23 protein-coding genes are annotated in these 23738 nt (G+C 71.0%); 18 read left to right on the top strand and 5 right to left on the bottom strand.

Translation table 11 applies throughout. The annotated features are described in order from the left end of the window. Positions 1–451: 451 nt before the first annotated feature. Complete coding sequence (locus ACWEF6_RS27735; protein WP_449685614.1) at positions 452–1747, bottom strand: aspartate aminotransferase family protein; 1296 nt, start codon at positions 1745–1747, stop codon at positions 452–454. A gap of 118 nt (positions 1748–1865) precedes the next feature. Here ACWEF6_RS27735 and serS point away from each other — a divergent pair, with 118 nt between their 5' ends. Together serS and ACWEF6_RS27745 are read left to right on the top strand one after the other, a co-directional pair. After that, complete coding sequence (serS, locus tag ACWEF6_RS27740) at positions 1866–3125, top strand: serine--tRNA ligase (protein ID WP_449685615.1); 1260 nt, start codon at positions 1866–1868, stop codon at positions 3123–3125. Between the two features lie 64 nt (positions 3126–3189). Further along, a complete protein-coding gene (locus ACWEF6_RS27745) occupies positions 3190–4191 on the top strand; it encodes a DUF3558 family protein (RefSeq protein ID WP_449685616.1) in 1002 nt (333 codons plus the stop codon). Here the strand turns inward: ACWEF6_RS27745 and lhgO are convergent. Further along, positions 4188–5378: an L-2-hydroxyglutarate oxidase gene (lhgO, locus tag ACWEF6_RS27750; protein ID WP_449685617.1), complete on the bottom strand. Its 1191-nt coding sequence runs from the start codon at positions 5376–5378 to the stop codon at positions 4188–4190. The genes ACWEF6_RS27745 and lhgO overlap by 4 nt on opposite strands. Positions 5379–5389: 11 nt before the next feature. Next, positions 5390–8503 carry a BTAD domain-containing putative transcriptional regulator gene (locus tag ACWEF6_RS27755; protein ID WP_449685618.1) on the bottom strand — a complete coding sequence of 1038 codons (3114 nt, stop codon included), beginning with the start codon at positions 8501–8503 and terminating at the stop codon, positions 5390–5392. A 126-nt stretch (positions 8504–8629) separates the two neighbouring features. On the opposite strand from ACWEF6_RS27755, the gene ACWEF6_RS27760 reads away from it, so the two are divergent. The 9 genes from ACWEF6_RS27760 (at position 8630) to ACWEF6_RS27800 (ending at position 15138) form a co-directional block, all read left to right on the top strand. Next, positions 8630–9763 (top strand): DegT/DnrJ/EryC1/StrS family aminotransferase, encoded by a 1134-nt coding sequence (locus tag ACWEF6_RS27760; protein WP_449685619.1) that lies wholly within the window; start codon positions 8630–8632, stop codon positions 9761–9763. Between the two features lie 23 nt (positions 9764–9786). Next, the gene (locus ACWEF6_RS27765; RefSeq protein ID WP_310968172.1) at positions 9787–10716 is read left to right on the top strand and encodes an NAD-dependent epimerase/dehydratase family protein; all 930 of its coding nucleotides are present in this window, start codon (positions 9787–9789) and stop codon (positions 10714–10716) included. Positions 10717–10748: 32 nt separating this feature from the next. Next, positions 10749–11945: a glycosyltransferase family 4 protein gene (locus ACWEF6_RS27770; protein WP_449685620.1), complete on the top strand. Its 1197-nt coding sequence runs from the start codon at positions 10749–10751 to the stop codon at positions 11943–11945. Further along, the gene (locus ACWEF6_RS27775) at positions 11932–12561 is read left to right on the top strand and encodes an acyltransferase (RefSeq protein ID WP_449685621.1); all 630 of its coding nucleotides are present in this window, start codon (positions 11932–11934) and stop codon (positions 12559–12561) included. Before ACWEF6_RS27770 ends, ACWEF6_RS27775 begins: the two co-directional genes overlap by 14 nt. 22 nt (positions 12562–12583) lie before the next feature. Continuing rightward, the gene (locus ACWEF6_RS27780) at positions 12584–13060 is read left to right on the top strand and encodes a Uma2 family endonuclease (RefSeq protein WP_449685622.1); all 477 of its coding nucleotides are present in this window, start codon (positions 12584–12586) and stop codon (positions 13058–13060) included. A gap of 237 nt (positions 13061–13297) precedes the next feature. Next, positions 13298–13807, top strand: a complete 510-nt coding sequence (locus ACWEF6_RS27785) for a SigE family RNA polymerase sigma factor (RefSeq protein ID WP_449685623.1) — start codon at positions 13298–13300, stop codon at positions 13805–13807. Further along, a complete protein-coding gene (locus ACWEF6_RS27790) occupies positions 13804–14511 on the top strand; it encodes a hypothetical protein (protein ID WP_449685624.1) in 708 nt (235 codons plus the stop codon). The genes ACWEF6_RS27785 and ACWEF6_RS27790 overlap by 4 nt, the downstream gene beginning before the upstream one ends. A 64-nt stretch (positions 14512–14575) precedes the next feature. Next, positions 14576–14989, top strand: a complete 414-nt coding sequence (locus ACWEF6_RS27795) for a M20/M25/M40 family metallo-hydrolase (protein ID WP_449685625.1) — start codon at positions 14576–14578, stop codon at positions 14987–14989. Beyond that, a complete protein-coding gene (locus ACWEF6_RS27800) occupies positions 14986–15138 on the top strand; it encodes a hypothetical protein (RefSeq protein WP_449685626.1) in 153 nt (50 codons plus the stop codon). Before ACWEF6_RS27795 ends, ACWEF6_RS27800 begins: the two co-directional genes overlap by 4 nt. Here ACWEF6_RS27800 and ACWEF6_RS27805 read toward each other — a convergent pair. After that, a complete protein-coding gene (locus ACWEF6_RS27805; protein ID WP_449685627.1) occupies positions 15135–16091 on the bottom strand; it encodes a Gfo/Idh/MocA family protein in 957 nt (318 codons plus the stop codon). The two genes, ACWEF6_RS27800 and ACWEF6_RS27805, sit on opposite strands and share 4 nt — an antisense overlap. Beyond that, positions 16088–17194 (bottom strand): DegT/DnrJ/EryC1/StrS family aminotransferase, encoded by a 1107-nt coding sequence (locus ACWEF6_RS27810; protein WP_449685628.1) that lies wholly within the window; start codon positions 17192–17194, stop codon positions 16088–16090. The genes ACWEF6_RS27805 and ACWEF6_RS27810 overlap by 4 nt, the downstream gene beginning before the upstream one ends. A gap of 149 nt (positions 17195–17343) precedes the next feature. Between ACWEF6_RS27810 and ACWEF6_RS27815 the strand changes: the two genes are divergently transcribed. The 7 genes from ACWEF6_RS27815 to ACWEF6_RS27845 are packed head-to-tail and all read left to right on the top strand — an operon-like array spanning position 17344 to position 23702. Further along, the gene (locus ACWEF6_RS27815; protein WP_449685629.1) at positions 17344–18063 is read left to right on the top strand and encodes a UDP-N-acetylglucosamine acyltransferase; all 720 of its coding nucleotides are present in this window, start codon (positions 17344–17346) and stop codon (positions 18061–18063) included. A gap of 10 nt (positions 18064–18073) precedes the next feature. Further along, positions 18074–18319: an acyl carrier protein gene (locus ACWEF6_RS27820; RefSeq protein ID WP_003096467.1), complete on the top strand. Its 246-nt coding sequence runs from the start codon at positions 18074–18076 to the stop codon at positions 18317–18319. Then, a complete protein-coding gene (locus tag ACWEF6_RS27825; protein WP_310968164.1) occupies positions 18312–19040 on the top strand; it encodes an SDR family NAD(P)-dependent oxidoreductase in 729 nt (242 codons plus the stop codon). Before ACWEF6_RS27820 ends, ACWEF6_RS27825 begins: the two co-directional genes overlap by 8 nt. Next, complete coding sequence (locus ACWEF6_RS27830; RefSeq protein WP_449685630.1) at positions 19037–20431, top strand: AMP-binding protein; 1395 nt, start codon at positions 19037–19039, stop codon at positions 20429–20431. The genes ACWEF6_RS27825 and ACWEF6_RS27830 overlap by 4 nt, the downstream gene beginning before the upstream one ends. Next, positions 20428–21480, top strand: coding sequence for a LuxE/PaaK family acyltransferase (locus ACWEF6_RS27835; RefSeq protein ID WP_449685631.1), 1053 nt, complete (start codon positions 20428–20430; stop codon positions 21478–21480). Before ACWEF6_RS27830 ends, ACWEF6_RS27835 begins: the two co-directional genes overlap by 4 nt. After that, the gene (locus tag ACWEF6_RS27840) at positions 21477–22721 is read left to right on the top strand and encodes an acyl-CoA reductase (RefSeq protein ID WP_449685632.1); all 1245 of its coding nucleotides are present in this window, start codon (positions 21477–21479) and stop codon (positions 22719–22721) included. Before ACWEF6_RS27835 ends, ACWEF6_RS27840 begins: the two co-directional genes overlap by 4 nt. Before the next feature lie 12 nt (positions 22722–22733). Further along, positions 22734–23702, top strand: coding sequence for a lysylphosphatidylglycerol synthase transmembrane domain-containing protein (locus ACWEF6_RS27845; protein ID WP_449685633.1), 969 nt, complete (start codon positions 22734–22736; stop codon positions 23700–23702). Positions 23703–23738: the final 36 nt, after the last annotated feature.

Consider the following 23738-nt stretch of genomic DNA (forward strand, 5'->3'; position numbering starts at 1 on the left):
GGGCCGGGTGTTTCATCGCCCTCTTACCCGAGTTCAACCACCCGGTCGCCGACTGAGACTCCCACCGGAGGGGCGGGGGAGGTCGGACCCGCCTCTGCCGCGGCAGAAAGAGAAAAGACCGTCCTCGCCGGACAGGCAGGCTCCGGGATGACCACCGGCTACCGCTGTCGGCCCGCGTTGGGGAGGTGGGTCGCCGGGTGGTCATCCCGTCGCCTGATTGAGGCCTATCACTTTGAGCCGGGCCCGCAAGCTTGCGTCGTCAACCCGCTCTGGGTGGTGGGTTGCGGGCCCGGCTCAAAGCGATCTTCACGGCCTCAGGCGACGGGATGACCACCCAGCTTCGCATGTCTATGACGAGCTTTCCGTTCGGGATGATCGACGCCGGTGATCTCCGCACCGACGTCAGCGCCGACTGATGGACGGGCTCCGGCCGGCGTGAGCCCGTCCGCCGTCACTCCGCCAGCGCCGCGTGCGTGGCCGCCAGGGAATCCACCAGGATGGCCAAACCCTCCTGGGCTTCGTCGGCCGTCAGCGTCATCGGGGGGCCCAGCCGCAGGACGTTGCCGTGCAGGCCGCCCTTGCCGATCAGCAACCCTCGCTTCTTCGTCTCCTCCAGCATCCGCGCCGCTGCCGCGACATTCGGCGAAGTCGTGCCCGGCTTGATCAGTTCCACGCCGATCATCAGGCCCTTGCCGCGGACCTCGGCGACGATCGGCGAGTCGCACGCGCGCAACCCCGACAGCAGCTGCTCGCCGCGGGCCGCGCAGTTCGCCTGGAGGTCGTGGTCCTTGATGTAGTCCAAGACGGCCGTCGCGCCCGCCATCGACACCGGGTTGCCGCCGAACGTCGAGAACGACTGGGCCTGGAAGCAGTCCAACACATCGCCGCGCGCCACGACTCCGCCCACCGCGAGGCCGTTGCCCAGCCCCTTCGCGAACGTCATCATGTCCGGCGTGACGCCGTGGGCCTCGATGCCCCAGAAGTGCTCACCCGTCCGGCCCCAGCCCGTCTGGACCTCGTCCGAGATGAACAGCACGCCGTACTCGTCCAGGACCTCCTTCATCGCCCGGAACAGGCCGTCCGGCGGGAGGCTGAAGCCGCCCACCCCCTGGATCGGCTCGGCGATCAAGCACGCCACGTCGCCCGCGGTGGCCGTGTCCAGGACGTCGACCAGGTCCGCGACGCACGCGTCGATGTACTCGACGTCCGAGAGCGACCGGAACGGGCTTCGATAGCGGTAGCCGCCGTGGACGTAGTTGACCTTCACCGGGCTCAGGGCCGACGCCGACCAGCCGCGGTTGCCCGTGATCGCCACCGTTCCGAACGAGCGGCCGTGGTAGCTGTTCCGCATCGCCAGCACCTGGTTGCTGCGGCGGTACTGCGTGGCCAGCATCAACGCCGTGTCGTTGGCCTCGCTGCCCGAGTTCGTGAAGAACACCTTGGCGTCCGGGATCCCGGACAACGCGGCGATCCGCTCGGCCAGCTCGACCTGGGACCTGATCAGGTACAGCGTCGAGGTGTGGAGGATGCCCGTGTCGAGCTGCTTGCGGACCGCGTCGCCGATCTCGGCGACGTCGTAGCCCATCGAGTTGGTCAGCACTCCCGCGAAGAAGTCCAGGTACGTGCGGCCCTGGGAGTCCGTCATCCGGCGGTCGTGCGCGTGCACGATCTCGATCGGTTCCTCGTAGAGCAGCGACATCCAGGACGGCATGACTGCGCGGTGCCGGGCGAGCAGCTCATCGGTCATCGAACGCCTCCTCGGGGTCTCAAGCGAGTATGAGGAGGCCGTGAACAGGGCTTCAACGATCAGACTGTCGGGATAACCCAGTAGGGACGCACAGTCTGTACGGACTACCCTCTGACCCGTGATTGACCCCAGGACTCTGCGCGAAGACCCGGAAGCCGTGCGCGCGTCGCAGCGCGCCCGTGGTGAAGACGAGGGAGTGGTCGACAAGCTGCTCTCCCTCGACACCCGGCGCCGGTCTTCGATCGCGGCCGCCGACAAGCTGCGCAACGAGCAGAAGCTCCTGGGCAAGCAGATCCCGAAGGCGCCGCCGGAGGAGAAGCAGCGGCTGCTGGCCACCGCCAAGGAGCTCGCCGCGCAGGTCAAGGCGGCCGAGGTGGAGCAGAACACCGCGTCGGAGGAGTTCGACACGCTGTTCCGGACCGTGCCGAACCTCGTCCACCCGAGCGCGCCGGTCGGCGGCGAGGACGACTTCACCGTCCTCAAGCACGTCGGCGAGCCGACGAAGCTCGGCTTCGCCCCGAAGGACCACCTCGAGCTGCTCGAAGGCCTCGGCGGCGTCGACATGGAACGCGGCGCGAAGGTGTCGGGCTCGCGGTTCTACTTCCTCACCGGCGTCGGCGCGCAGCTGCAGCTCGGCCTGCTCAACATGGCCATCGCGCAGGCCCTTGAGAACGGCTTCACGCCGATGATCACGCCGTCGCTGGTCCGCCCGGAGATCATGGCCGGCACCGGCTTCCTCGGGCAGCACTCGAGCGAGATCTACCACCTCGAGGACGACGACCTCTACCTCGTCGGGACGTCGGAGGTGCCGCTGGCCGGCTTCCACTCCGACGAGATCCTCGACCTCACCGACGCGAAGCGCTACGCGGGCTGGTCGTCCTGCTACCGCCGCGAAGCCGGCTCGTACGGCAAGGACACCCGCGGCATCATCCGCGTCCACCAGTTCGACAAGGTGGAGATGTTCGTCTACGCGAAGCCGGAGGACGCCGAGGCCGAGCACGAGCGGCTGCTCGGCTGGGAAGAGCAGATGCTCGCCAAGATCGAGGTGCCCTACCGGGTGATCGACACCGCGACCGGCGACCTCGGCACGTCCGCGCACCGCAAGTTCGACTGCGAGGCGTGGATCCCGACCCAGGAGACCTACCGCGAGCTGACCTCGACGTCGAACTGCACGACGTTCCAGGCCCGCCGCCTGTCCGTCCGCTACCGCGACGAGAACGGCAAGCCGCAGATCGCCGCCACGCTCAACGGCACCCTGGCCACCACCCGGTGGATCGTCGCGATCGTCGAGAACCACCAGCAGGAGGACGGCTCGGTCCGCGTGCCGGAGGCGCTGCGCCCGTTCGTCGGCGGCAAGGACGTCCTCACGCCTCGCTGAATCGGGCGGATCCGCGGTGCTGCTCCGTTCGTCCCAGTAGTGTCCGGGCCGAACGGGAGGACTCATGCGGATGAAGTGGCAGGTCGCGGTCGCACTGGCGGCCGCGACCGTGGTGACCGGCTGCACGGTGACGGTCGGAGGCTCGGCGTCGCCGGTGCCCGGCCAGGGCCCGGTCGTCACGGCCGTCGACGCCTGCGCGCTGCTCGACCAGGCGCAGGTCGACGCCCTCGGCTACCAGTCGCCGGGCCGTTCCGTGAAGGAGAACAAGGACCGGCTGCAGCCGCCGATGTGCCTGTGGAGCTCGAAGGACGACGTCGAGCCGTCGGCCGTCCTCAACGTCGGCGTCGCCTCGGACATGGACTTCAACGAGTACATCTCCGGCGCCGTCAAGAAGTCCGGGCCGGAGCAGATCGGCGGGCTGAACTGGACGCAGTACGCCTCGATCCTGCCGGACGACTGCGCGTACTACGCCCTGCTCGGCGCCAAGTCGTTCGCCTACGTGAGCGTCTCGGCCGGCAAGCTCGACAAGTCGTGTGAGCTGGCGAAGGTCGTCATCCCGCAGGTTGCGGCCCACCTGCCGGGCGGCCAGGACGCGCCGCCGGTGACACCGACGACGTCGGCGAAACCGGAGCCGGGCGGCCCGCTGCTGTCGGCGGACCCGTGCGCGATGCTGAAGCCGGACCAGGTGGCCCAGCTGAAGGACATCTCGCCCACCGGTGAGAAGGACACCTCGTCCACCGTGCCGAACGCGTCCTTCTGCCTCTGGGACGACACCGACGGCGACGGCGGCCAGAAGGCGTTCGAGGTCTGGTTCGGCCCGAGCACGCCGGTCGGCGACTGGCCGGGAGCGAAGGGCGTCACCCCGACCGAAACCGTCGACGTCGGCGGCAAGAAGTGGGGCCTGTTCCCGAACATGGGCGGCCTGCGGGTCACCTGCGGCGCGACCCTCGCCATCACCGACACGTCGTCGGTGCAGGTGGTCAGCGGGTTCGTCGGCGACGACACGAAAACCTGCGACCTCGTGAAGCAGGGCCTGCCGCTGGTGACCGCGAACCTGCCGGGTTAGTTCTCCGAGGACACCTGGTCCGCGATGTGGCGCGCGATCTCCAGCGCGCTCGTCGCGGCCGGCGACGGCGCGTTCAGGACGTGCACCTGGTCGCGCGTGGTCTCGATGAGGAAGTCGTCGACGAGCGAGCCGTCGCGGCGCATCGCCTGGGCGCGCACGCCGGAGCCGTGGCGGACGATGTCGGCCTCGGTGACGGCCGGGACGAGCCGGGCGAGGCTCGCGGCGAACCGCTTCTTCGACAACGAACGGCGGACCTCGTCGAGGCCGGTCGGGAACGCGTACTTCTTCGCGAGCCGCCAGGCGCCGGGGAAGGCAGCGACCTCGGCGACGTCCTTCGCGGAGAAGTCGCGCCAGCGGTAGCCCTCGCGGCGCAGCGCGAGCACGGCGTTCGGGCCGGCGTGGACGCTGCCGTCGAGCATGCGCGTGAGGTGCACGCCGAGGAACGGCAGCGTCGGGTCCGGCACCGGGTAGATCAGGCCCTTGACCAAGTGCCGGCGGTCCGGCTTGAGCTCGTAGTACTCGCCGCGGAACGGCACGATCTTCGCCGACGGCGTCAGCCCGGCCAGCCGCGCGACGCGGTCGGAGTGCAGGCCGGCGCAGTTCACCAGCGCGTCGGCCCGGACGACGTCGTCGCCGGTCGCGACCTCGACGCCGCCGGTGCTCCCGGCCCGGATGGCCACGGCCGGTGCGTTCAGCCGCAGGTCGACGCCGGCTTCGTCGAGCAGCCGGACGAGCGCGTGGCAGACGGCCGGGAAGTCGATGATCCCGGTGGATTCGACGCGCAGCGCGGCGACGCAGGCGACCTCGGGCTCGTACTCGCGCGCTTCGGCGGGCGAGATCCGTTTCGCCGGGACGCCGTTGGCCTCGGCCCGCTCGGCCAGGGTGTCGAGCGCGGGGATCTCCCGTTCGTCGGTCGCGACGACGAGCTTCCCGCACACTTCGACGGGCACGCCGTACTGGCGCGCGAAGTCCACGATGGACCGATTGCCGGCGACCGACATCCGCGCCTTGAAGGAACCCGGCTTGTAGTACAGCCCGGCGTGCACGACGTTCGAGTTGTGCCCGGTCTGGTGTGCCGCCCAGCGGGCTTCCTTCTCCAGGACGGTGACGTCCAGCCCGCGCCTGGTCAGCTCCCAGGCCACGGCCAGACCGACGATCCCGCCCCCGACGACTACGACGTTGCGCACGGTCGATCAGGCTACGCGAGCGGGGAAGGGCCTGGTGAGCCGGTCAGTCCGGCCGCGCTCAAGGCCTTCTGGGCGCTCATCCCCGACCCCGTCGCGTACGCGCGTTCGAAACCGTCCGCGCCCAGCGCCGCCACGACTCGCCCCCGCAGCGCCGACACGTCCGGGTCCCCCGCGATCGACGTCCCGCGCACGCCCGCCGCCGCGCCCAGGAGCGTGGCCGCCTGGTCCGGGGGAACCACCCCGGCCAAGCCCTCCAAGGCGAACGCCACCACGTCGCCCGCGTGCCACCGGCGTCCGGTCAGCAACGCCGACCGGTGCAGCTGAGCTGCTTCCGCGGGACGTCCTTCGGCCACGGCCAGCCACCCGAGCGCGATCATCGTCATCGCGCGGACCGTCTCCGCCGCGAACGAGCCGCCCGGGCACTCCGCCAGCGCTTGCTCGCACCATGACCGGGCCGCCGCCAGGTCACCCGAGAGCCGGGCCAGGTTCGCCAACCCGACGCAGGCCGCCGCGCGCGTCTCCGGCATGCCCGACCGGCGGGCCGTGGCCGCGGCCAGCTCGTAGTCCGCACGGGCCCGCGCGTGCTCGCCCGACAGCAGGTGGTTCCACGCGCGGCGGCAGATCAGGTCCGCGACGTCGTCCGTCGCGCCGATCTCGTGCATCAGGCCGAGCGCCTCGTCCATCAGCGGCAACGCGGCCGCGTGCTCGCCCCGCCAGGTCAGCAGCTGGGACAGGTGGTCCAGCGCCATCGACAGGCCCCACCGCTCGCCCAGCGCGCGGAACTGCGCCAGGCCCTCGCGCAGGCCCTCTTCGGCGGCCGCCAGGTCGCCGGACATCATCGACCGCAGGCCCATGCCCATCGGCAGCAGCGCCCACGCCCAGGCGTCGCCGGTCGCCAGCAGGCCTTCGCCGCGGCCGATCAGCTCGTCGTCGTCGCCGGGCGGCCCCACGACGACGCCCATCAGCATCACCAGCATCGGGTTCCGGGGCGACCAGCCGCCGTCCGCCGCGTACCGCCGGACCAGCGGCAGGTACTGCTCCAGCGACTCGTCCGGATGCCCGGACAGCGCGCCGAGCACGCACACCAGGAACTCCTCGACGTACTCCTCGCGCAGCTCCGGCGGGGTCCGCGAGACGACGGCCAGCGACAGCCCGGCGCCCTCGAACCGCCGCCCGCGCATCCACCAGTACATCGCCAGCAGCGTCACCAGCCGCAGCGCGAGCACGACGTCGTGCTCGGTCGACCAGCGCAGCGCGGCCAGGAGGTTGTCGTAGTCGGCGTCCAGCCGGGCCAGCCAGTCCAGCTGCTCCGCGGTCCGCAGCTTCGGGTCCGCTTCGGCGGCGAACCGCAGGAAGTACTCGGCGTGCGCGCGGTGGAACGTCTCCGCTTCACCCGCTTCGGCGAGTTTCGTGGCGCCGAACGCGCGGATCGTCTCCAGCATCCGGAACCGCCCGCCGACGGCCTCCACCAGGGACTTGTCGGCCAGTTCCGGCAGCAGGTCGACGTCCGCGCCGCACACCTCGGCGGCGGCCGCGGCGGTCGCGCCGCCGGAGAACACCGCGAGTCTCCTGGCCAGCTCCCGTTCCTCGGCGGTCAGCAGGTCCCAGCTCCACTCGACGACCCCGCGCAGCGAGCGGTGCCGCGCCTCGGCCGTCCGGCTGCCGCGGGCCAGGAGCCGGAACCGGTCGTCGAGCCGGGCCGCGATTTCGCCGAGCTCGAGGGACCGGACGCGGGCCGCGGCCAGCTCCAGGGCCAGCGGCAGGCCGTCGAGGGCCGCGCAGACGTGCTGGACGTCGCCGATCGTCGACTCGTCGAGCGTGAACGCGGGATCGCTCGCAGCCGCGCGTTCGGCGAACAGCCGGACGGCCGCGAAGTCCCGGGCCTGCGCCGCGGACGTCCCCGGCGGCGGGACGGCCAGCCGCGGCACCGGCGCCAGCTGCTCGCCGGTGATGCCGAGCGGCTCGCGACTGGTGGCCAGTACCCGCAGCCCGGGGCAGGCGGCGAGCAGGCGCGCGACCAGCCGGGCCGCCTCCTCGACGACGTGCTCGCAGTTGTCCAGCACCAGCAGCACCTCGCGGGTCCGCAACGTCGAGACCAGCCGCTCGACCGGGTCCTGCGGGCCGCCGCGCGAGCTCTCGCGCAGGCCGAGCGCGGCCAGCACCGCGCCGGCGACGGCACCGCCGCCGTGCGGGGCGAGCTCGACGAACGCGACCGGGCCGGCCCGGGCCGTGGCGACCTCGACCGCCAGCCGCGTCTTGCCGGTGCCACCCGGGCCGGTCAGCGTCACGAGCCGGGCGCGTCCGAGCAGCTCCGCCACCTGCCGCAGCTCGGCGTCGCGGCCGACGAAGCTGGTCAGCTGCGCGGGCATCGCCGGCAGGACCGGCTTCTCGGTCTCGCCGCGAAGCACCGCGAGGTGCGCTTCGGCGAGCTCCGGGCCGGGATCGGCGCCCAGCTCGTCGGCCAGCGTGCGGCGGGCGTCTTCGAACGCGGCGAGCGCGTCGGCCGGCCGTTCCGCGGCGGCGAGGGCCCGGACCAGCTGCGCCCGTGGCCGTTCCCGCAGGGGCTGCGCGGCGACGGTCTCCCGCAGGCCGGCGAGGACGTCTTCGGCCTGCCCGAGCGCCAGCCGGGCCTCGGCGTGGTCGTCCACGGCGTCCGCCCGCAGCTCCTCGAGCCGGGTGGCCTGCGGGGCGGCGAAGGGCGCGTCCGCGAGGTCGGTGAACGCGGGCCCGCGCCACAACGCCAGCGCGTCGCCCAGCACCTCCGCGGCCCGCGCGGGTTCGCCGTTCTTCAGCAGCGCGCGGCCGTCGCGGGCCAGCCGTTCGAAGCGGTGGACGTCCACTTCGTCCGGTGCGACGACGAGCCGGTACCCGGCCGCGGTGAACTCGACCGGCGCGAGGTCCTTCAGCGCCGTCCGCAGCCGCGACACCTGCGACTGGAGGGCGTTCGCGGCGCCGTCCGGCGGGTGCTCGCCGTACATGCCGTCGATCAGCCGGTCGGCCGGGACGAACCGCCCGGCGTCGAGAGCGAGCAACGCCAGCAGCGTCCGCGACCGCGGGCCGCCCACCGCCACCGCCGCGCCGTCGGGGCGCCACGCGGCGACGGCCCCCAGCACCCCGAATCGCATGGACCCAGCCTAAGACGTCCCCGACCTGCGGTGGGCGTCACTCCAAACGGGAGTTCGGCGTGGTCCTGTGAATCACCTGAGCGTGCGTCTATACACTTCGCCGGGTCCCCACGCAATGGGAGAGGTATGTCGTCCGAGAGCATTGCCCTAGGTCAACCCACCGTGGGCGAAGAGGAGCTCGCTGCCGTAGCCGAGGTGTTCCGCTCCGGCTGGCTCGCCGGTGCCGGCCCGGCCTGCCGCCGCTTCGAAGAGCGGTTCGCCCAGGTCACCGGCACGGCGCACGCGCTGACGACCGCGAACTGCGGCTCGGCGCTCTTCCTCGGGCTCCAGGTCCTCGGCGTCCGGCCGGGCGACGAGGTGATCGTCGGCGACTACACGTTCCCGGCGACCGGCCACGCCGTCGTGCAGGCCGGCGCGAAGCCGGTGTTCGCCGACATCCGCCCGGACGTCTTCAGCGCGGACCCGGCGCACGTCGAAGCCCTGATCACGCCGAAGACGGTCGGGATCCTCGCGGTCGACGTCGCCGGCCAGCCCGGTGACTTCGACGAGTACCGCGCGATCGCCGACAAGCACGGCCTCTGGCTCTTCGAAGACGCCGCCTGCGCCGCGGGCGCGACGTACAAGACCCGCCCGGCCGGCAGCCTCGCCGACCTGGCCGCGTTCTCCTTCCACGGCCGCAAGGGCATCACCGCCGGCGAGGGCGGCGCGCTGGTCTCCGACCGCGAAGAACTCATCGCCCGCGCCCGCAAGCTGCACACCTACGGCATCGAGCCGGCCATCAGCCGCGAAGGCTCGGACACGCTGCCCATCCCGGAGTTCCACGAGCTCGGCTACAACTTCCGCCTGTCGGACGTCCAGGCCGCGATCATGAACGTCCAGCTCGACCGCCTCCCCGACCTCCTCGCCGCCCGCCGCTCGGTCGCGAAGCGCTACCACGAGGCCTTCGCCGACGTCGACGCGCTGACCGTGCCGGTGGCGCTGCCCGACCGCGAGCACCCGTGGCAGGCCTACCTGCTCACGGTCGCGCCCGAAGTCAGCCGCGACACCCTGGCCCTGCGGATCCGCTCCCAGGGCGTCCAGTGCAACTTCGGCACCTACGCCTCGCACCTGCAGCCGATCTACGGGCCTCAGGCCCCGCTGCCCGTCTCGGCCGACGCGTTCGCGCGCCAGCTCGCCGTCCCGATGCACGCCAACCTCACCGACGCCGAGGTCACCCGGGTCGCCGAGGTCGTGCGCGAAGCCGTGCAGTCCCTGTCCTGAAGCCGCCGACCGAGGAGAAATTGGTGTCCGACAAGAAGGTGCTCTTCACCGGGGGCGGCGGCTTCATCGCCGCGCACGTGATCCCGCTGCTGATCGAGGGCGGCTACACGGTCCGGATCTTCGACAACATGACCCGCGGCGACCGCGCGCGCGTCAACGAGTTCGTCGCCACCGGCAAGGTCGAGCTGGTCGAGAAGGACGTCCGGTACGGCGGCGCGGTGCGCGAGGCGATGCGCGGCTGCACGCACGTCATCCACTTCGCGACGGTGTCGATCAACAAGTCGATCGCCGACCCGCACGAGTCGATCGACATCAACATGATCGGCAACCACAACGTCTTCGCGGCGGCCGCCGACGAGGGCGTCGAGCGGCTGGTGTTCGCCTCGACCGCGTCGGTCTACGGCGACCCGAAGCGGCTGCCGATGCACGAGGACGACGAGCTGCGCCCGCTCACGCCGTACTGCATCTCCAAGCGCGCCGGCGAGGACCTGCTCGGCTTCTACGAGCGCCAGAAGGGCCTGTCCTGGAACGCGCTGCGGTTCTTCAACGTGTACGGCCCCGGCCAGAAGATCGAGGCCTACTACACGTCGGTGATCAACCACTTCATCCAGCGCCTGCGCAACGGCCAGCCGCCGATCATCGACGGCCGCGGCGACCAGTCGATGGACTTCGTGCACGTGACGGACCTGGCGCACGCCGTCGTCGCGGCGCTGGAGTCGGAGAAGGCGAATGTGCCGATCAACATCGGCACCGGCATCGACACGTCGATCGCGGCGCTGGCCAAGATCCTCATCGAGGCGGTCGGCGTCGACGTCGAGCCGCTGTTCAACGACCGGGACGTGCTGGTCTCGCGGCGCGCGGCCGACATCAGCCGGGCGCGGGACGTGCTCGGCTGGGAGCCGCGGATCACCGTCGAGGACGGCATGCGGGACTTGGTCAAGGAAACCGAGTGAGCACCACTGCGGGGCCTGCGCAAGGGCGTGCCATGCGCATCGCGGTGGTGAACAACTTCTTCCCGCCGCGGGTGGGCGGCAGCGCGCACATGGCGGCGTCGCTGGCCGGCCAGTTCGCCGCGGCCGGGCACGAGGTCCTCGCGATCACGGCCGCGTACGCCGACGCCCCGGCCGAGGAGGAGCGGGACGGCTACCGCGTCGTGCGCCTCCCCGCGGTGAAGATGCCGCAGATCGGCCTGTCGATCGACTTCGACATGAGCTTCGCGTCCCTGCGGCCGGGCAACTGGCGGCGGCTGTGGAAGCTGCTGGACGAGTTCAAGCCGGACGCGATCCACCTGCACGGCCAGTTCTTCGACCTGTCGTGGCTGGCCGGGATCTGGGCGCGGCGCCACGGCGTCCCGGCCCTGCTGACCATCCACACGCTGCTGATCAGCGACAACAAGCTGTACGGCGGTGTGTTCCGGCTGCTGGACGCGGTTCTCGTGCGGCCGATCCTGGCGTACCTGCGGCCGAAGTACGTCATCCTGGACAAGCTGGGCGTCGACTACTGCGTCGCGCGGTACGGCACGAGCGACACGAACTCGGAGTACTTCCCGATCGCCGTCGACACGGGACACTTCGCGAAGCCGGTGACGAAGGACGTCCGCGCGGAGCACGGGATCGGCGACGCCCCGCTGATCGTGTCGCTGGGCCACGTCATCCCGCTGCGCAACCGGCTGCCGCTGATCGAGGCCCTGCCGTCCATTTTGGACAAGCACCCCGGGGTGCGGGTGGTGGTCGTCGGCCGCGTGTACCACGACGCGTTCCTGAAGCGGGCCGGCGAGCTGGGCGTGTCGGACGCGCTGGTGGTGACGGGCGCGGTGCCGAAGCAGGACGTCCCGGCGTACTTCGCGGCGGCGGACATCGTCACCCACGACCTCAACGGCGGCTGCGGCACGGCGTCGCTGGAGGCGATGCTGTCGGGCACGGCGACGATCGCGTCGGTGACCGAGGACAACTACCCGGGCATCGAGCTGCGCAACGGCGAGAACGTGCTGCTGGTCCGCCCGGACGATGCGGAAGCCGTGGCACGCACGGTGATCGAGCTGCTCGACGACCCGGAGAAGCGGGCCCTGATCGCGCAGCGGGAGAGCGAACTGGTGCGGTCGAACTTCGGCCTCGACGTCGTCGCGGAAGAGCACCTCAGGACCTTCGAGAAGCTGGTGTCGGAAGCCGATGTTCTTCGATGACGAGCGCAGCCACCGGCTGCGCCCGCAAATCCTGACCGAGCTCGTCTCGCAGTACATGAACGACGCCGAGCGCGCGCAGTTCTACGGGCTGCCCTCGACGTGCCGCGTGCGCGAACGCGTGAAGATCATCAGCCCCGAGAACCTGAAGATGGGCGACCACTGCTGGGTGGGTGAAGGAGCGGCGCTGGACGCCAGCGGCGGCCTGGAGATCGGCGAGCACACCAGCATCGGGCTCAACACGCTGATCTTCACGCACTCGAGCTGGCTGGCGAACATGACGCTGCAGAACCACTCGGGCAGCGACCTGATCGAGCGCAAGCCGGTCAAGATCGGCAAGGGCTGCTTCATCGGCGGCCTGGTGGTGATCATGGCCGGCGTGACGATCGGCGACTTCGCGACGGTCCAGCCGAACTCGGTGGTGGCCAAGGACGTCCCGCCGCGGACCCTGGTGGCGGGCAACCCGGCCCGGGTGTTCCAGCGGTACGACGAGGAGTACATCCAGTCCGAAGTGGACCGTGTGCGAGCGGAGAACGCCCGGCGGCGGGAGATCGCGGAGTCACAAGGGCAGAACACTTCGGGCTGGGGAGCCCCATCGGGCGACTACTCGGCAGAGTAGCGACCAGGCAGACTGGCGTGCCATGATATGGCCGCGTGACCTGCTGACTCTCGACGATTGGTGCGGCCTTCCGGAGATCTCCGAGTACCACGTCGAAGTGGTCGAAGGGGTGCTCCTGGTGGCGCCGCGTCCGAGACTGCTCCACCAGGGCGCCACCGCCCGGCTGGCTTACCGAGTGGACGAGTGGCTGCCGCACGGCTTCACTGCGCTGAGCGGCGTCGAGATGGTCGTTTCCGCGGCGCCTCTCACCGTGCGCGTGCCCGATGTCCTGGTTGCGCCGAGCTCTCTGGTGGAAACCAATCCGGCCCGGCTCGATGCCGGTGACGTCCGGTTGGTGGTCGAAGTGCTGTCCGAGGGCACCCGGCGGACCGACCGGCTGATCGAGGGGGACTACGAGAACTTCGGCGAGTTCTCCGGCGTCGCCGAGATCGAATTCGCCGGTAGCCCGCTCACCATCGACCTGGACGCCCTCACCACCCGCCGCGCCCAGCGGCCCTGACGTGGATGACGGCGGCACCGGCGCCGGACGCCGGCGCCGCCGTCGTGAAACCGCCCGATCCTCCCGGCGGCGAAGTCTCTTCGCACGGAACCGCACGCAGGACTCTAGTCCTCGGTGACCCAGCGCGAGATATCGGTTACGCAACGTTTCGATGAGCTTCGGCACACGCCGGCGTGATCGGCGAAGCAACCTTTCCCCGCCCCGGCCGTCGCTGGGAAGGACGGAACGAGGTGATCCATGGCGCGCGGCGACGACGAGTTCGCGGAGTTCGTCCGCGTGTCGTCGGCTCGGCTCACGCACGCCGCGTTCCTGCTCACCGGGGATCGCCACCAGGCCGAAGACGCCGCTCAGACCGCCTTCACGCGCACCTACGCGGCCTGGTCGCGGGTGCGGCACAAGGACGCCTACGGCTACGCCCGGACCGTCCTGGTGAACCACGTCATCGACGGCTGGCGGCGCCCCATCCGCGAGTACGCCACCGAGGCCATGCCCGAGCAGCAGGACCGCCTCGACGTCGACCAGGCCGTCACCCAGCGCGCGTGGCTCACCGCGGTGCTCAAGACGCTCACCGACCGCGAACGCGCCGTCGTCGTGCTGCGGCACTTCTTCGACCTGCCGGAAGCCGACGTGGCCCGTGAGCTCGGCGTCTCGCTGGGTACCGTGAAGAGCACCAACTCGCGGGCGCTGGCCAAGCTGCGGGTCGAGGCGGACCCGGAGGACACGCTGATCGGAAGGAGCGGGCGGTGAACGAGCTCGACGACTTCCGCGCCGCCCTCCGGCAGCCGCCCGAGGAGCCCTTCGCCGAACCCGATCTCGCCGGGATCATGGCCGGTGGGAGGCGTATCCGGCGTCGCCGGCGGCTGCTGACCGGGACGGCCGGGGTCGCCGCCGCGGCCGCCGTGGTGCTCGTCGTGGTGTTCGCCATCCAGCTGCGGCAGCCCGCGCCCGCGCCGGTCGCGCAGCCGCCGTCCCCGGCTCCGGCCGGGTCGACGACCGCCGGACCGCCCGCGGAGCAGCCGATCGGGGACGTCGTCAGCACCGGCATCCGGACCGCCGCCGGGGAGCTCGTCTTCTACGCGCGGGCCATCGACCTGCCGGAACTGCCGGGCACCCGGTTCGGCCTGGTGGCCGGTCTCCGGTCCGGGGCCTCGCTGCGGGCCCTGCAGGTGACGAACGAGTTCCGCGGCTCCGACCGCTCGTTCGGCTTCCACGCCACTGACGGCGGCGAGACGGTCGGCAACCAGCTCATCCCGGTCTTCGGCTACTTCGCCGGCCCGGCGGCGCGGATCACGACCACGGTGCACGGCAAGACGATCGAGGCCCGGCTGGCGACCTGGACCGCGGACTCGGCCGTGGTCTTCTTCTGGTTCGACCCCGTCGAGGTCCCGAACTCCGCCGTCCTGACGCCCCTGATCGCCTTCGACGCCGACGGAAAGCGGCTCACCAAGTAGGCGTACCCGGCCACGCGATGCGAGCGTAAGACGTCCATCGTGACCTCTCGACGAGCGTTCCCCGGTGCCGACGCAGATCACCAACGTCGTCGCGACGCTGCGCGGGGCCACCGATCCCGGCCGCGTGTACGTCGTTTCGGGGCACTACGACTCGCGCCGGACTGACGTCATGGACTCCACCGGGGACGCGCCGGGCGCCGACGACGACGCTTCGGGCGTCGCGGTCGCCCTGGAGCTGGCCCGGGTGCTCTCGACCCGGCAACCGGCCGCGACGATCGTCTTCGCCGCCGTCGCGGGCGAGGAACAGGGCCTGTACTGCTCGCGGTTCATGGCGCAGCGGTTCAAGGCGGCCGGCACCGATGTCCAGGCGATGTTCACCGACGACATCGTCGGCTCGAGCCGCGTCGACAACGGCGTCCAGTACGGCGATCTACCGGAGTCCTTCGACTTCCGGGTTCATCGCGGGTCACGTGGGTGAACGGTGCCCTGCCGTGGTCGCTCGCGAACGTCGGCCCGGCGCTGACGGCGAAGATCGACCTGTCCAAGGACAACGTCTTCTTCGGCGTCCGCGCGGTGGGCCCCGGTGGCCGCCGGAGCCCGGCCGCGTTCCCGGTGCCGGTGAGCTAGGCCGCGGCCTGCGTCAGGACCTGCTCGACGACGTGGTGCGACGGCAGGATCAGGTCGCGCTCGGTGTCGGCGTCGATCTTGCCTTCGAGCAGGTCGCAGAAGCGGTCCAGCTGGGTGGCCAGCGGCTCGCGGGCGGTGACCAGCTCCGGGATCTCGATCACCGTCTGCTGCCGGTAGCCGAGGCCGTCCGGGGTGACGGAGTCGTGCGAGACGTGCCGGTAGATCGTGACGTCCCGGCGCAGCAGGTCGATCTCGATCAGCCGGTCGAGCTCGGAGACGACCAGCGAGCGGACCTTCTTCTGGCCCAGCCGCGAGGCCGACACCGTGGCCAGGCCGGTCGGGAACGACAGCACCGTCTCGATGGTGTCCTCGGCGCCCTCGACCGACGACGGGTGGAAGTACCCCGCGCCGGACGTCACGCGGGCCGGGGTCGCGCCGCCGAAGAACTGGATCGCCAGGTCGACGTCGTGCACCAGCAGGTCCCACGCCACGCCGGTCTTGATGCGGGGCGCGTACGGGCCGTGGCGGCGGGCCATCAGGTGCACCGGCTCGTTCACCAGCGCCCGCGCGGTCATCACCGCCGGGTTGTAGCGCTCCAGCAGCCCGCACATCAGCGGGATGTCGTTCTTCGCCGACAGCGAAACGATTTCCTGGGACTTCTCGAAGCTGTTGCAGACCGGCTTCTCGACGAGCATCGGCTTGCCCTGGCGGAAGATCTCCTGCGCCAGGTCGTAGTGCACCTCGGTGGCCGACGCCAGCACCACGGCGTCCACATCGGACAGTTCGCCGATCTCCGGCGTCCACTGCGTTTCGTACCGGTCGGCGACGGCCTTGCCCGCTTCCTCGCGCGGATCGATCACGCGGACCAGGTCGACGCGCTCGTTCTGGGCGAGCACGCGGGCGTGGAGGGAACCCATGTTCCCGGTACCGACAAGAGCGATCCGATGCGTCATGCGCCCAGTACCTCGCGAACGGTTTCGATGATGGTGTCCAGGTCGGACTCGGTCAGGTGCGGGTGCACCGGCAGCGAAAGCGCCTGCTCGGCGACCGACTTCGCGACCGGGAAGTCCTCGACGCGCGCGCCCGGGATCAGGTCGTGACCCGCGTAGCAGTCGTAGTCGAAGACGATCTTGGGGTAGTAGATGCCGTTGCCGATGCCGCGCTCGGTGAGCGCCGCGGCCAGCTCGTCGCGCGAGAGGAACGCGTGCGGCCCGACCAGCACGGTGTACTGGTGCCACACGTGCTCGCGGCCCGGCAGCACCTGCGGGACGTCGAGGCCCGGCGTGCCGGCGAGGCCCTCGGACAGCCGCTTCGCGTTCGCCTGGCGGGCGGCGGTCAGCTGGTCGAGCTTCGCCAGCTGCGGGATGCCCACGGCCGCGTGCAGGTCGGTCATCCGGTAGTTGTGGCCCGCGACCTCGTACTGGTACCGGGCGCGCATGCCCTGGTTGCGCAGCACGCGCAGCTTGTCGGCCAGCGCGTCGTCGTCCGTGGTGATCACACCGCCCTCGGCGGTGGTGATGTTCTTCGTCGCGTACAGCGAGAAGCAGCCGATGCCGAACGAACCGGCCGGCTTGCCCTCGAACGACGCGCCGACGGCCTGCGCCGAGTCCTCGATCACCTGCAGGCCGCGCTCGGCGGCCAGCGGCGCGAGCTTGCCCATGTCCGCCGTCTGGCCGTAGAGGTGCACCGGCATGAGCACCTTGGTGCGGTCGGTGACGGCGCGCGCGACGGCGTCCGGGTCGATCGCGAAGTCGTCGCGCCGGATGTCGGCGAAGCGGACGGTCGCGCCGGCCTCGAGGATCGCGTTCAGCGTCGCCACGAAGGTGAACGGCGAGGTGATGACCTCGTCACCCGGCTGCAGGTCCAGCACCTGGAGGGCGGCGACCAGCGCGGTGGTCCCGTTGTTGACCGCGATCGCGTGCTTCGTCCCGGAGACCGCCGCGAAGGCGTCTTCGAAGCGCTTGACCATCGGTCCCTGTGCGATGGCGCCGGAGCGCAGCACCTCGACGACGAGGTCCTCCGCGTCGCGGACGTCGACCACAGTGATGGGGATCATGGGCAGTCTCTCTCGGCAGGCGATTTCGGTGCGTCCGGTACAGTGAGCCGCCGGTTCTGCGCCCGGCCGCCCTGCAGCAACGCGGGCCACACGTTACCGGGCGCGGCAGCGCGCCCAGTACCCAGCCGCCGACGAACGGATACCCGCCCGTGGCCAACCGCATCCACCCGACCGCCGTCATCGGCGAAGGCGTCGAGCTCGGCGAGGACAACGTCATCGGGCCGTTCGCGGTGATCGCGGGCCCGACGCGGATCGGGGACGGCAACTGGATCGGCCCGCACGTGACCATCGGCACGCCGGGCGAGGACCGCAGCCGCCCGCACCCCGCCGCTTGGGAAGACGCGCCGGCCGGTGACCCGGATCACGACGGCCACGGCGTCGTCATCGGCAGCGGCAACCGGATCCGCGAGTACGTGAGTGTCCACCAAGGGACCTGGCGGACGACGACGGTCGGCAGCGACGGCTACTACCTCCGCAACTCCCACATCGCGCACGACTGCCTGGTCGGCGACGGCGTGACGATCGCCTCGAACGCCGTCACGGGTGGCCACTGCCACATCTGGGACGGCGCGAACCTCGGCATGGGCGCGATCCTGCACCAGAAGGTCGTGATCGGGCCCGGCGCGATGATCGGGATGGGCTCGGCGGTGCGGCGCGAGATCGGCGCGTTCACCATCGCCGTCGGCAACCCGGCCCGCGTCACCGGCGTCAACGTGGTGGGCCTGTCCCGCCGCGGTCTCGACGAGGAGACGATCGAGGCCCTCGGGCCGTGGCTGAAGGGCAAGGAAGGTCTCCCGGACGTCACGCTGCCCGGCGACCTCTCTACCTTGGTAAAGGCGTGGGACGCTCGCCCGCGCGACGAGCACTAGGAGTCAACGCATGTCCGAAGTCGCCCCCAAGCTGCGCGAGGTCTTCGTCGAGGCGCTGGACCTCGACGGCGGTGTCGACGTCGAGAACCTGAAGTACCGCGACATCGAGGCGTGGGACTCGGTCGGCCACATGGCGCTGGTCGCGGCCATCGAGGACGAGTTCGACGTCGAGTTCGACACCGACCAGGTCATCGACATGTCGAGCTTCAAGGTCGCCGTCGACATGGTCACCGAGCTCCAGTCGAAGAATGACTGATTTGTCCGGTCGCGTCGCGCTCGTCACGGGCGGGACGCGGGGGATCGGCCTGGCCACCGCCCGCGCTTTGGTGGAGGCGGGCGCGACGGTGGTGCTGACCGGACGTGACGAAGCTCGCGCGAAGGAAGCGGCCGCCTCCGTGGGTGCCTCCGGGCTCGCGCTGGACGTCACCGACGCCAAAGCGGTGTCTTCGCTGGTCAGGGGGGTCGCGAAGGAGCACGGGAAGCTCGACGTCGTCGTCGCGAACGCCGGGATCATGGAGGACGCGCTCCTCGGCATGATCAAGGAAGACCTCGTCGACACGACGCTGAGCACGAACGTCGCCGGCACGCTGCACACCGTCCAGGCCGCGGCCCGGGCGATGATGCGGAAGAAGTCCGGGGCGATCGTCGTGCTCGCCTCCATCGTCGGCGAGTACGGAAGTGCCGGTCAGACGGTGTATGCGGCGTCGAAGGCGGCGGTGGCGAACATCGCGCGGTCGGCGGCGAAGGAGCTCGGCCGGTCCGGCATCCGCGTCAACGCGGTCGCGCCGGGCGTCATCGAGACCGATCTCACCTCGGGCCTGAGCGAGGACGCGAAGGCGGAGAACGCCGGCAAGACGCCGCTCGGGCGCCTGGGCCGGCCCGAAGAAGTGGCGAACGCGATCCGGTTCCTGGTGAGCGACGAAGCGTCGTTCATCACCGGCCAGGTGCTGGGGATCGACGGAGGCTTGGTGCTGTGACGCTGTTGGGTGCGGGAGCCCGGCTGGTCGATGTGGCCGGGGGCCGCACGCTGGCGGGCGCGGAACTGTCGGCCGAGGTCGGCCGGGCGATGGAGAAGCTGGCGGCGCTGCCCACCGGCGTCGTGTTCGCGCGGATGTCGGTCGACCTGGACAGCGTGCTGACCTACCTGGGCGCGTTCGAATCCGGGCGGGCGATCGCGCTGATCGACCCGGCGCTGGACGCGGACGTGCTGGCCGGGCTGGTCTCACGGTTCCGGCCGGCGGCCGTGCTGTCGGCTTCGGGTGACGCGCCCGACGGGTATGCCGCCCGCGGTGCCGACTGGGTCCGCTCGTCGGCCGACGGGGTCGTGCCGCACCCCGACCTCGCCGTCCTGCTGCCGACCAGCGGCTCGACCGGCAACCCGAAGCTCGTCCGGCTCTCGCGTCAGGCGATCCTTTCGAACGCCGACGCCATCGCGCAGGTGCTGCACATCGACGCCGACGAGGTCGCGCCCACCTGCCTGCCGCTGCACTACAGCTACGGCCTGTCGGTGCTGAACTCGCACCTGGTGCGGGACGCGACCGTCGTGATCGAGCCGTCCGGCGTGCTCGGCCGCGGCTTCTGGGACGCGGTGAACACCTACGGCGTCACGTCCCTCTCGGGGGTCCCGTACCACTACGAAATGCTGCGGCGGCTCAAGTTCGACCCCGCGAAATACCCGACGCTGCGCACGCTGACGCAGGCGGGCGGGAAGCTGCGCGACGAGCTGATCACCGAGTTCAACGAGAAGATGCTCGCCGTCGGCGGCCGGATGTACGTGATGTACGGCCAGACCGAGGCGGCGCCGCGGATGACGACGGTGCCCGCCGAAAAGCTGGCCGAAAAGCTCGGTTCCGCCGGGCCGGCGCTGCCCGGCGGCCGGTTCGCGGTCCGTCGCGACGACGGCTCGGAGACCACGCACCCGAAAATTGTCGGTGAGGTCGTCTACCGTGGGCCCAACGTGATGATGGGCTATGCGGACGACGAGTCCGGACTGGCCAAGGGCGACGAATACGGTGGCGTGCTGGCCACCGGTGACCTCGGGTACCTCGACGAAGAGGGGTACCTGTTCATCACCGGCCGGCTCAAGCGCATCGGCAAGGTGTTCGGCAACCGCGTCAGCCTCGACGATCTCGAGCAGGCCGTGCGCACCGCGGCGGTCGGGATCGACGTGGTGGCCGCGGTGGCGGCGGGCGACAAGGTCGTGCTGTTCGCCGAGGGCGCCGACACCGGCATCTGCAAGGACGCGTCGCGGGCGCTGGCCGAGCGGCTGCACCTGCACGCCAGCGGGTTCGACGTCCGCCCGATCGAAACCGTGCCGCTGCTGGCCAGCGGCAAGATCGACTACCGGACCTTGGAGGGGCGGGTATGAGTGTGTTCACGCGGTCGCAGGCCGACCGGGAAGCCTTGCTGCTGCCCGAGCTGGCCTCGCTGACGGCCCACCACCGGGCGAATTCCGAAGGCTACGACCGGATCCTGGCCTCGCTGGGGATCTCTTCGGACGCGCGGTTCGGCTCGATCGCGGACCTGCCGTGGCTGCCGGTGCGGATGTTCAAGACGCACGACCTGAAGTCCGTCCCGGACAGCGAGGTCTTCAAGACGCTGACGTCGTCGGGCACCACCGGCGCCGGCGCGTCCCGGATCTACCTGGACAAGGAGGCGGCGGGCGCGCAGACCAAGCAGCTGGGCGCGACGCTGCAGGAGGTCCTCGGCGGCGAGCGGCTGCCGATGCTGATGGTCGACACGATCGGCATCATCAAGAACCGCCGCTCGTTCTCCGCGCGCGGCGCGGGGGTGCTGGGCATGGCCAATTTCGGCCGCAAGCACACGTACGTGCTCGACGAGAACGACCAGCCGGACGTCGAGGCGGTCAAGAAGTTCCTGGCCGAGTACGGCGACAAGCCGTTCCTGATCTTCGGCTTCACGTTCATGGTGTGGCTGTACCTCTACGAGGTCGCGCGCGACCACGGGCTCGACCTGTCGAACGGCATCCTGATCCACAGCGGCGGCTGGAAGAAGCTGATCGACCGCGCGGTGGACAACACCGAGTTCCGGCGGCGGTTCAAAGAGGACACCGGGCTCACCCGGATCCACAACTACTACGGGATGATCGAACAGATCGGCACGGTGTTCCTCGAAGGCCCGTCCGGGAACTCGCTGTACTGCCCGGACTTCGCCGACGTCGTGATCCGCAACCCGGAGACGTGGGAAGAGCAGCCGGTCGGGGAGCCGGGCGTGATCGAGGTCGTCTCGACGCTGCCGCGGTCGTACCCGGGGCACGTGCTGCTGACCGAAGACCTCGGCGTCTACAACGGCATCGACGACGGCGACTGGCCGGGCAAGCACTTCTCGGTGCTCGGGCGGCTGCCGAAGGCGGAGGCCCGCGGGTGCTCCGACACGTTCTCGGGAGCGGCGGCGTGACTTCTCTGACCCAGCGGTTCCCCGCTTCGGCCCCGATTGAGGTCGGTTCCCTGGTCGACGAGCTGCGCGCCTCGCCGCCGGGCGGCCGGCTGCGTGTCGGCGACCCGCGGATCGTCGAGTTCGTCACGAAGTTCGCCCGCAAGCTGCTCGCCCCGGCCACCGCGCGCCGGTTCCCGGAGCTCGCGTCGCTCGGCTTCTTCCTGCGCAAGGGCGAAATCGCTAAAGCACTGTCCACTCTGGACACCTCGGGGAACGCCCTGCGGTTCCCGCGCGGGCTGGTCTTCCACGTGCCGCCGGCGAACGTCGACACGATCTTCGTCTACTCGTGGGCGCTGTCCGCGCTGGCGGGCAACCACAACGTCGTGCGGGTCTCGTCGCGCTCGGCCGGGGCCGCCGAGGCGGTGCTGGAGGCACTGAACGCGGCACTGTCCGAAGTGGACTCGTCGGTGGCCGACGCCGTGCGCGCGACCCAGCGGATGGTGACCTACGACCGCAGCGACGAGGTGAGCGGCGCCCTGTCGCTGGCCGCCGACCTGCGGGTCATCTGGGGCGGCGACGGCTCGGTCGCGGCCCTGCGGAAGTACCCCCTGGCCCCGCACGCGCGCGACCTGACGTTCCCGGACCGCTCGTCCTTCGCCGTCGCGTCGGTGGCGGGCTGGCAGCGGGCGTCCGAGGCCGAGCGCCGCGCGGCGGCCGAGGGCTTCTACAACGACTCGTACTGGTTCGACCAGGCCGCCTGCTCGTCACCGCGCGCGGTGTTCTGGGTCGGCGACGAAGCGGGTGCGACGGCGGCCGGTCATGAGTTCCGCACGCTTCTGGCGTCGGTGCTGGAGACGAAGCAGCACGTCACCGAGCCGGCGATGGCGGTCCAGAAGCGCGTCTCGGCGTACGGTGCGGCGGTCGACGGGCTGGTCAAGGAGATCGAGTTCCAGGGCAACGGCCTGGCGACGCTCGAGCTGACCGACCCGGCGGTGCTGCCGCGCGAGTGGCTCGGCGCGGGCACGTTCGCCAACGCGCGGGTGTCGTCGCTGGCCGACCTGGTGCCGATCGTCCTCCGGAAGGACCAGACGGTCAGCCAGTTCGGCTTCACGGCCGAGGAGCTGACGGCGTTCGCGCACGAGCTCGCGGGCCGCGGCGTCGACCGGATCGTGCCGTTCGGCTCCGCCCTGACCTTCTCGGCGGTGTGGGACGGTTACGATCTGCTCTCCGAGTTCAGCCGCCTGGTCACGGTGCAGGCCTGAGGAGAGCCGTCGATGACGACAGTCGAGGACCTGCCGGCGGCGGGAAAGCCGCCGAAGTCCACCCGGGCGAAGATTCTCGACGTCGTCCGGTGGGTGGCGATCCTGCTGGTCCTCGGCTTCGCGGCGAAACAGCTGGCGGCCAACTGGGGCGAGTTCTGGCACACCCTGCGGGACGTCGCCTGGGAGTCGTCCCTGCTGAGCCTGGTCGCCCTGGTCGCGGCCATCCTGGTCTCGACCTGGGGCTGGCAGGTGATGGTCGACGACCTGGGCGCCCCGATCGGCTACGCCCGCGGCGCCCAGATCTGCCTGGTCGGCTCGCTCGGCAAGTACGTGCCGGGCTCGGTCTGGGCGTACCTGCTGCAGATGGAGCTGGGCCGCAAGGCGGGCCTGGCCCGCGCCCGGATCTTCACGGGCTCCCTGATCCAGCTCGGCGTGGGTGTGGTGTCGGCGCTGGTGGTGTCGCTCCTGGCGGCCCCGGCGGTGTTCAGCAACAGCCCGCGCGCGCTGTGGCTGTTCGTGCTCATCCCGCTCGGCCTGGCGATGCTGCACCCGAAGATCCTGACCTGGGGCACGTCCCTGGTCCTGCGGATCCTCCGCCGCCCCCCGCTGGCCCACCCGCTCGGCTGGGCGGTGATCGGCAAGGTCTTCGGCGCCTCGACGGCGGCCTGGTGCCTGCAGGGCGTCCACCTCTGGCTCCTGGCCAACTCGGTGGGCACCCCGGGCGTGAGCGGCTTCGTGCTCTGCGTGGGCGCGATGGCGGTGGCGATGACGGTGGGCACCTTCGCGTTCGTCCTCCCCAGCGGCGTCGGTGTCCGCGAGGTGGCCCAGGTGGCGGTCCTGACGGCGAGCGGCCTGACGGTCGGCCAGGCCACCGCGTTCGCGGTCGCCTCCCGCGTGATGTTCACGGTCGCCGACCTGCTCACGGCCGGCTTCGCCGCGGTCGCCGCCCGCACCGCCCGCTCGGCCGCCACCCCCGCCTGACCTCCCGCCGTGTCGTCCGCCTGGGCACGCCTGCCT

It is taken from the genome of Amycolatopsis sp. NPDC004772 (assembly GCF_053601215.1).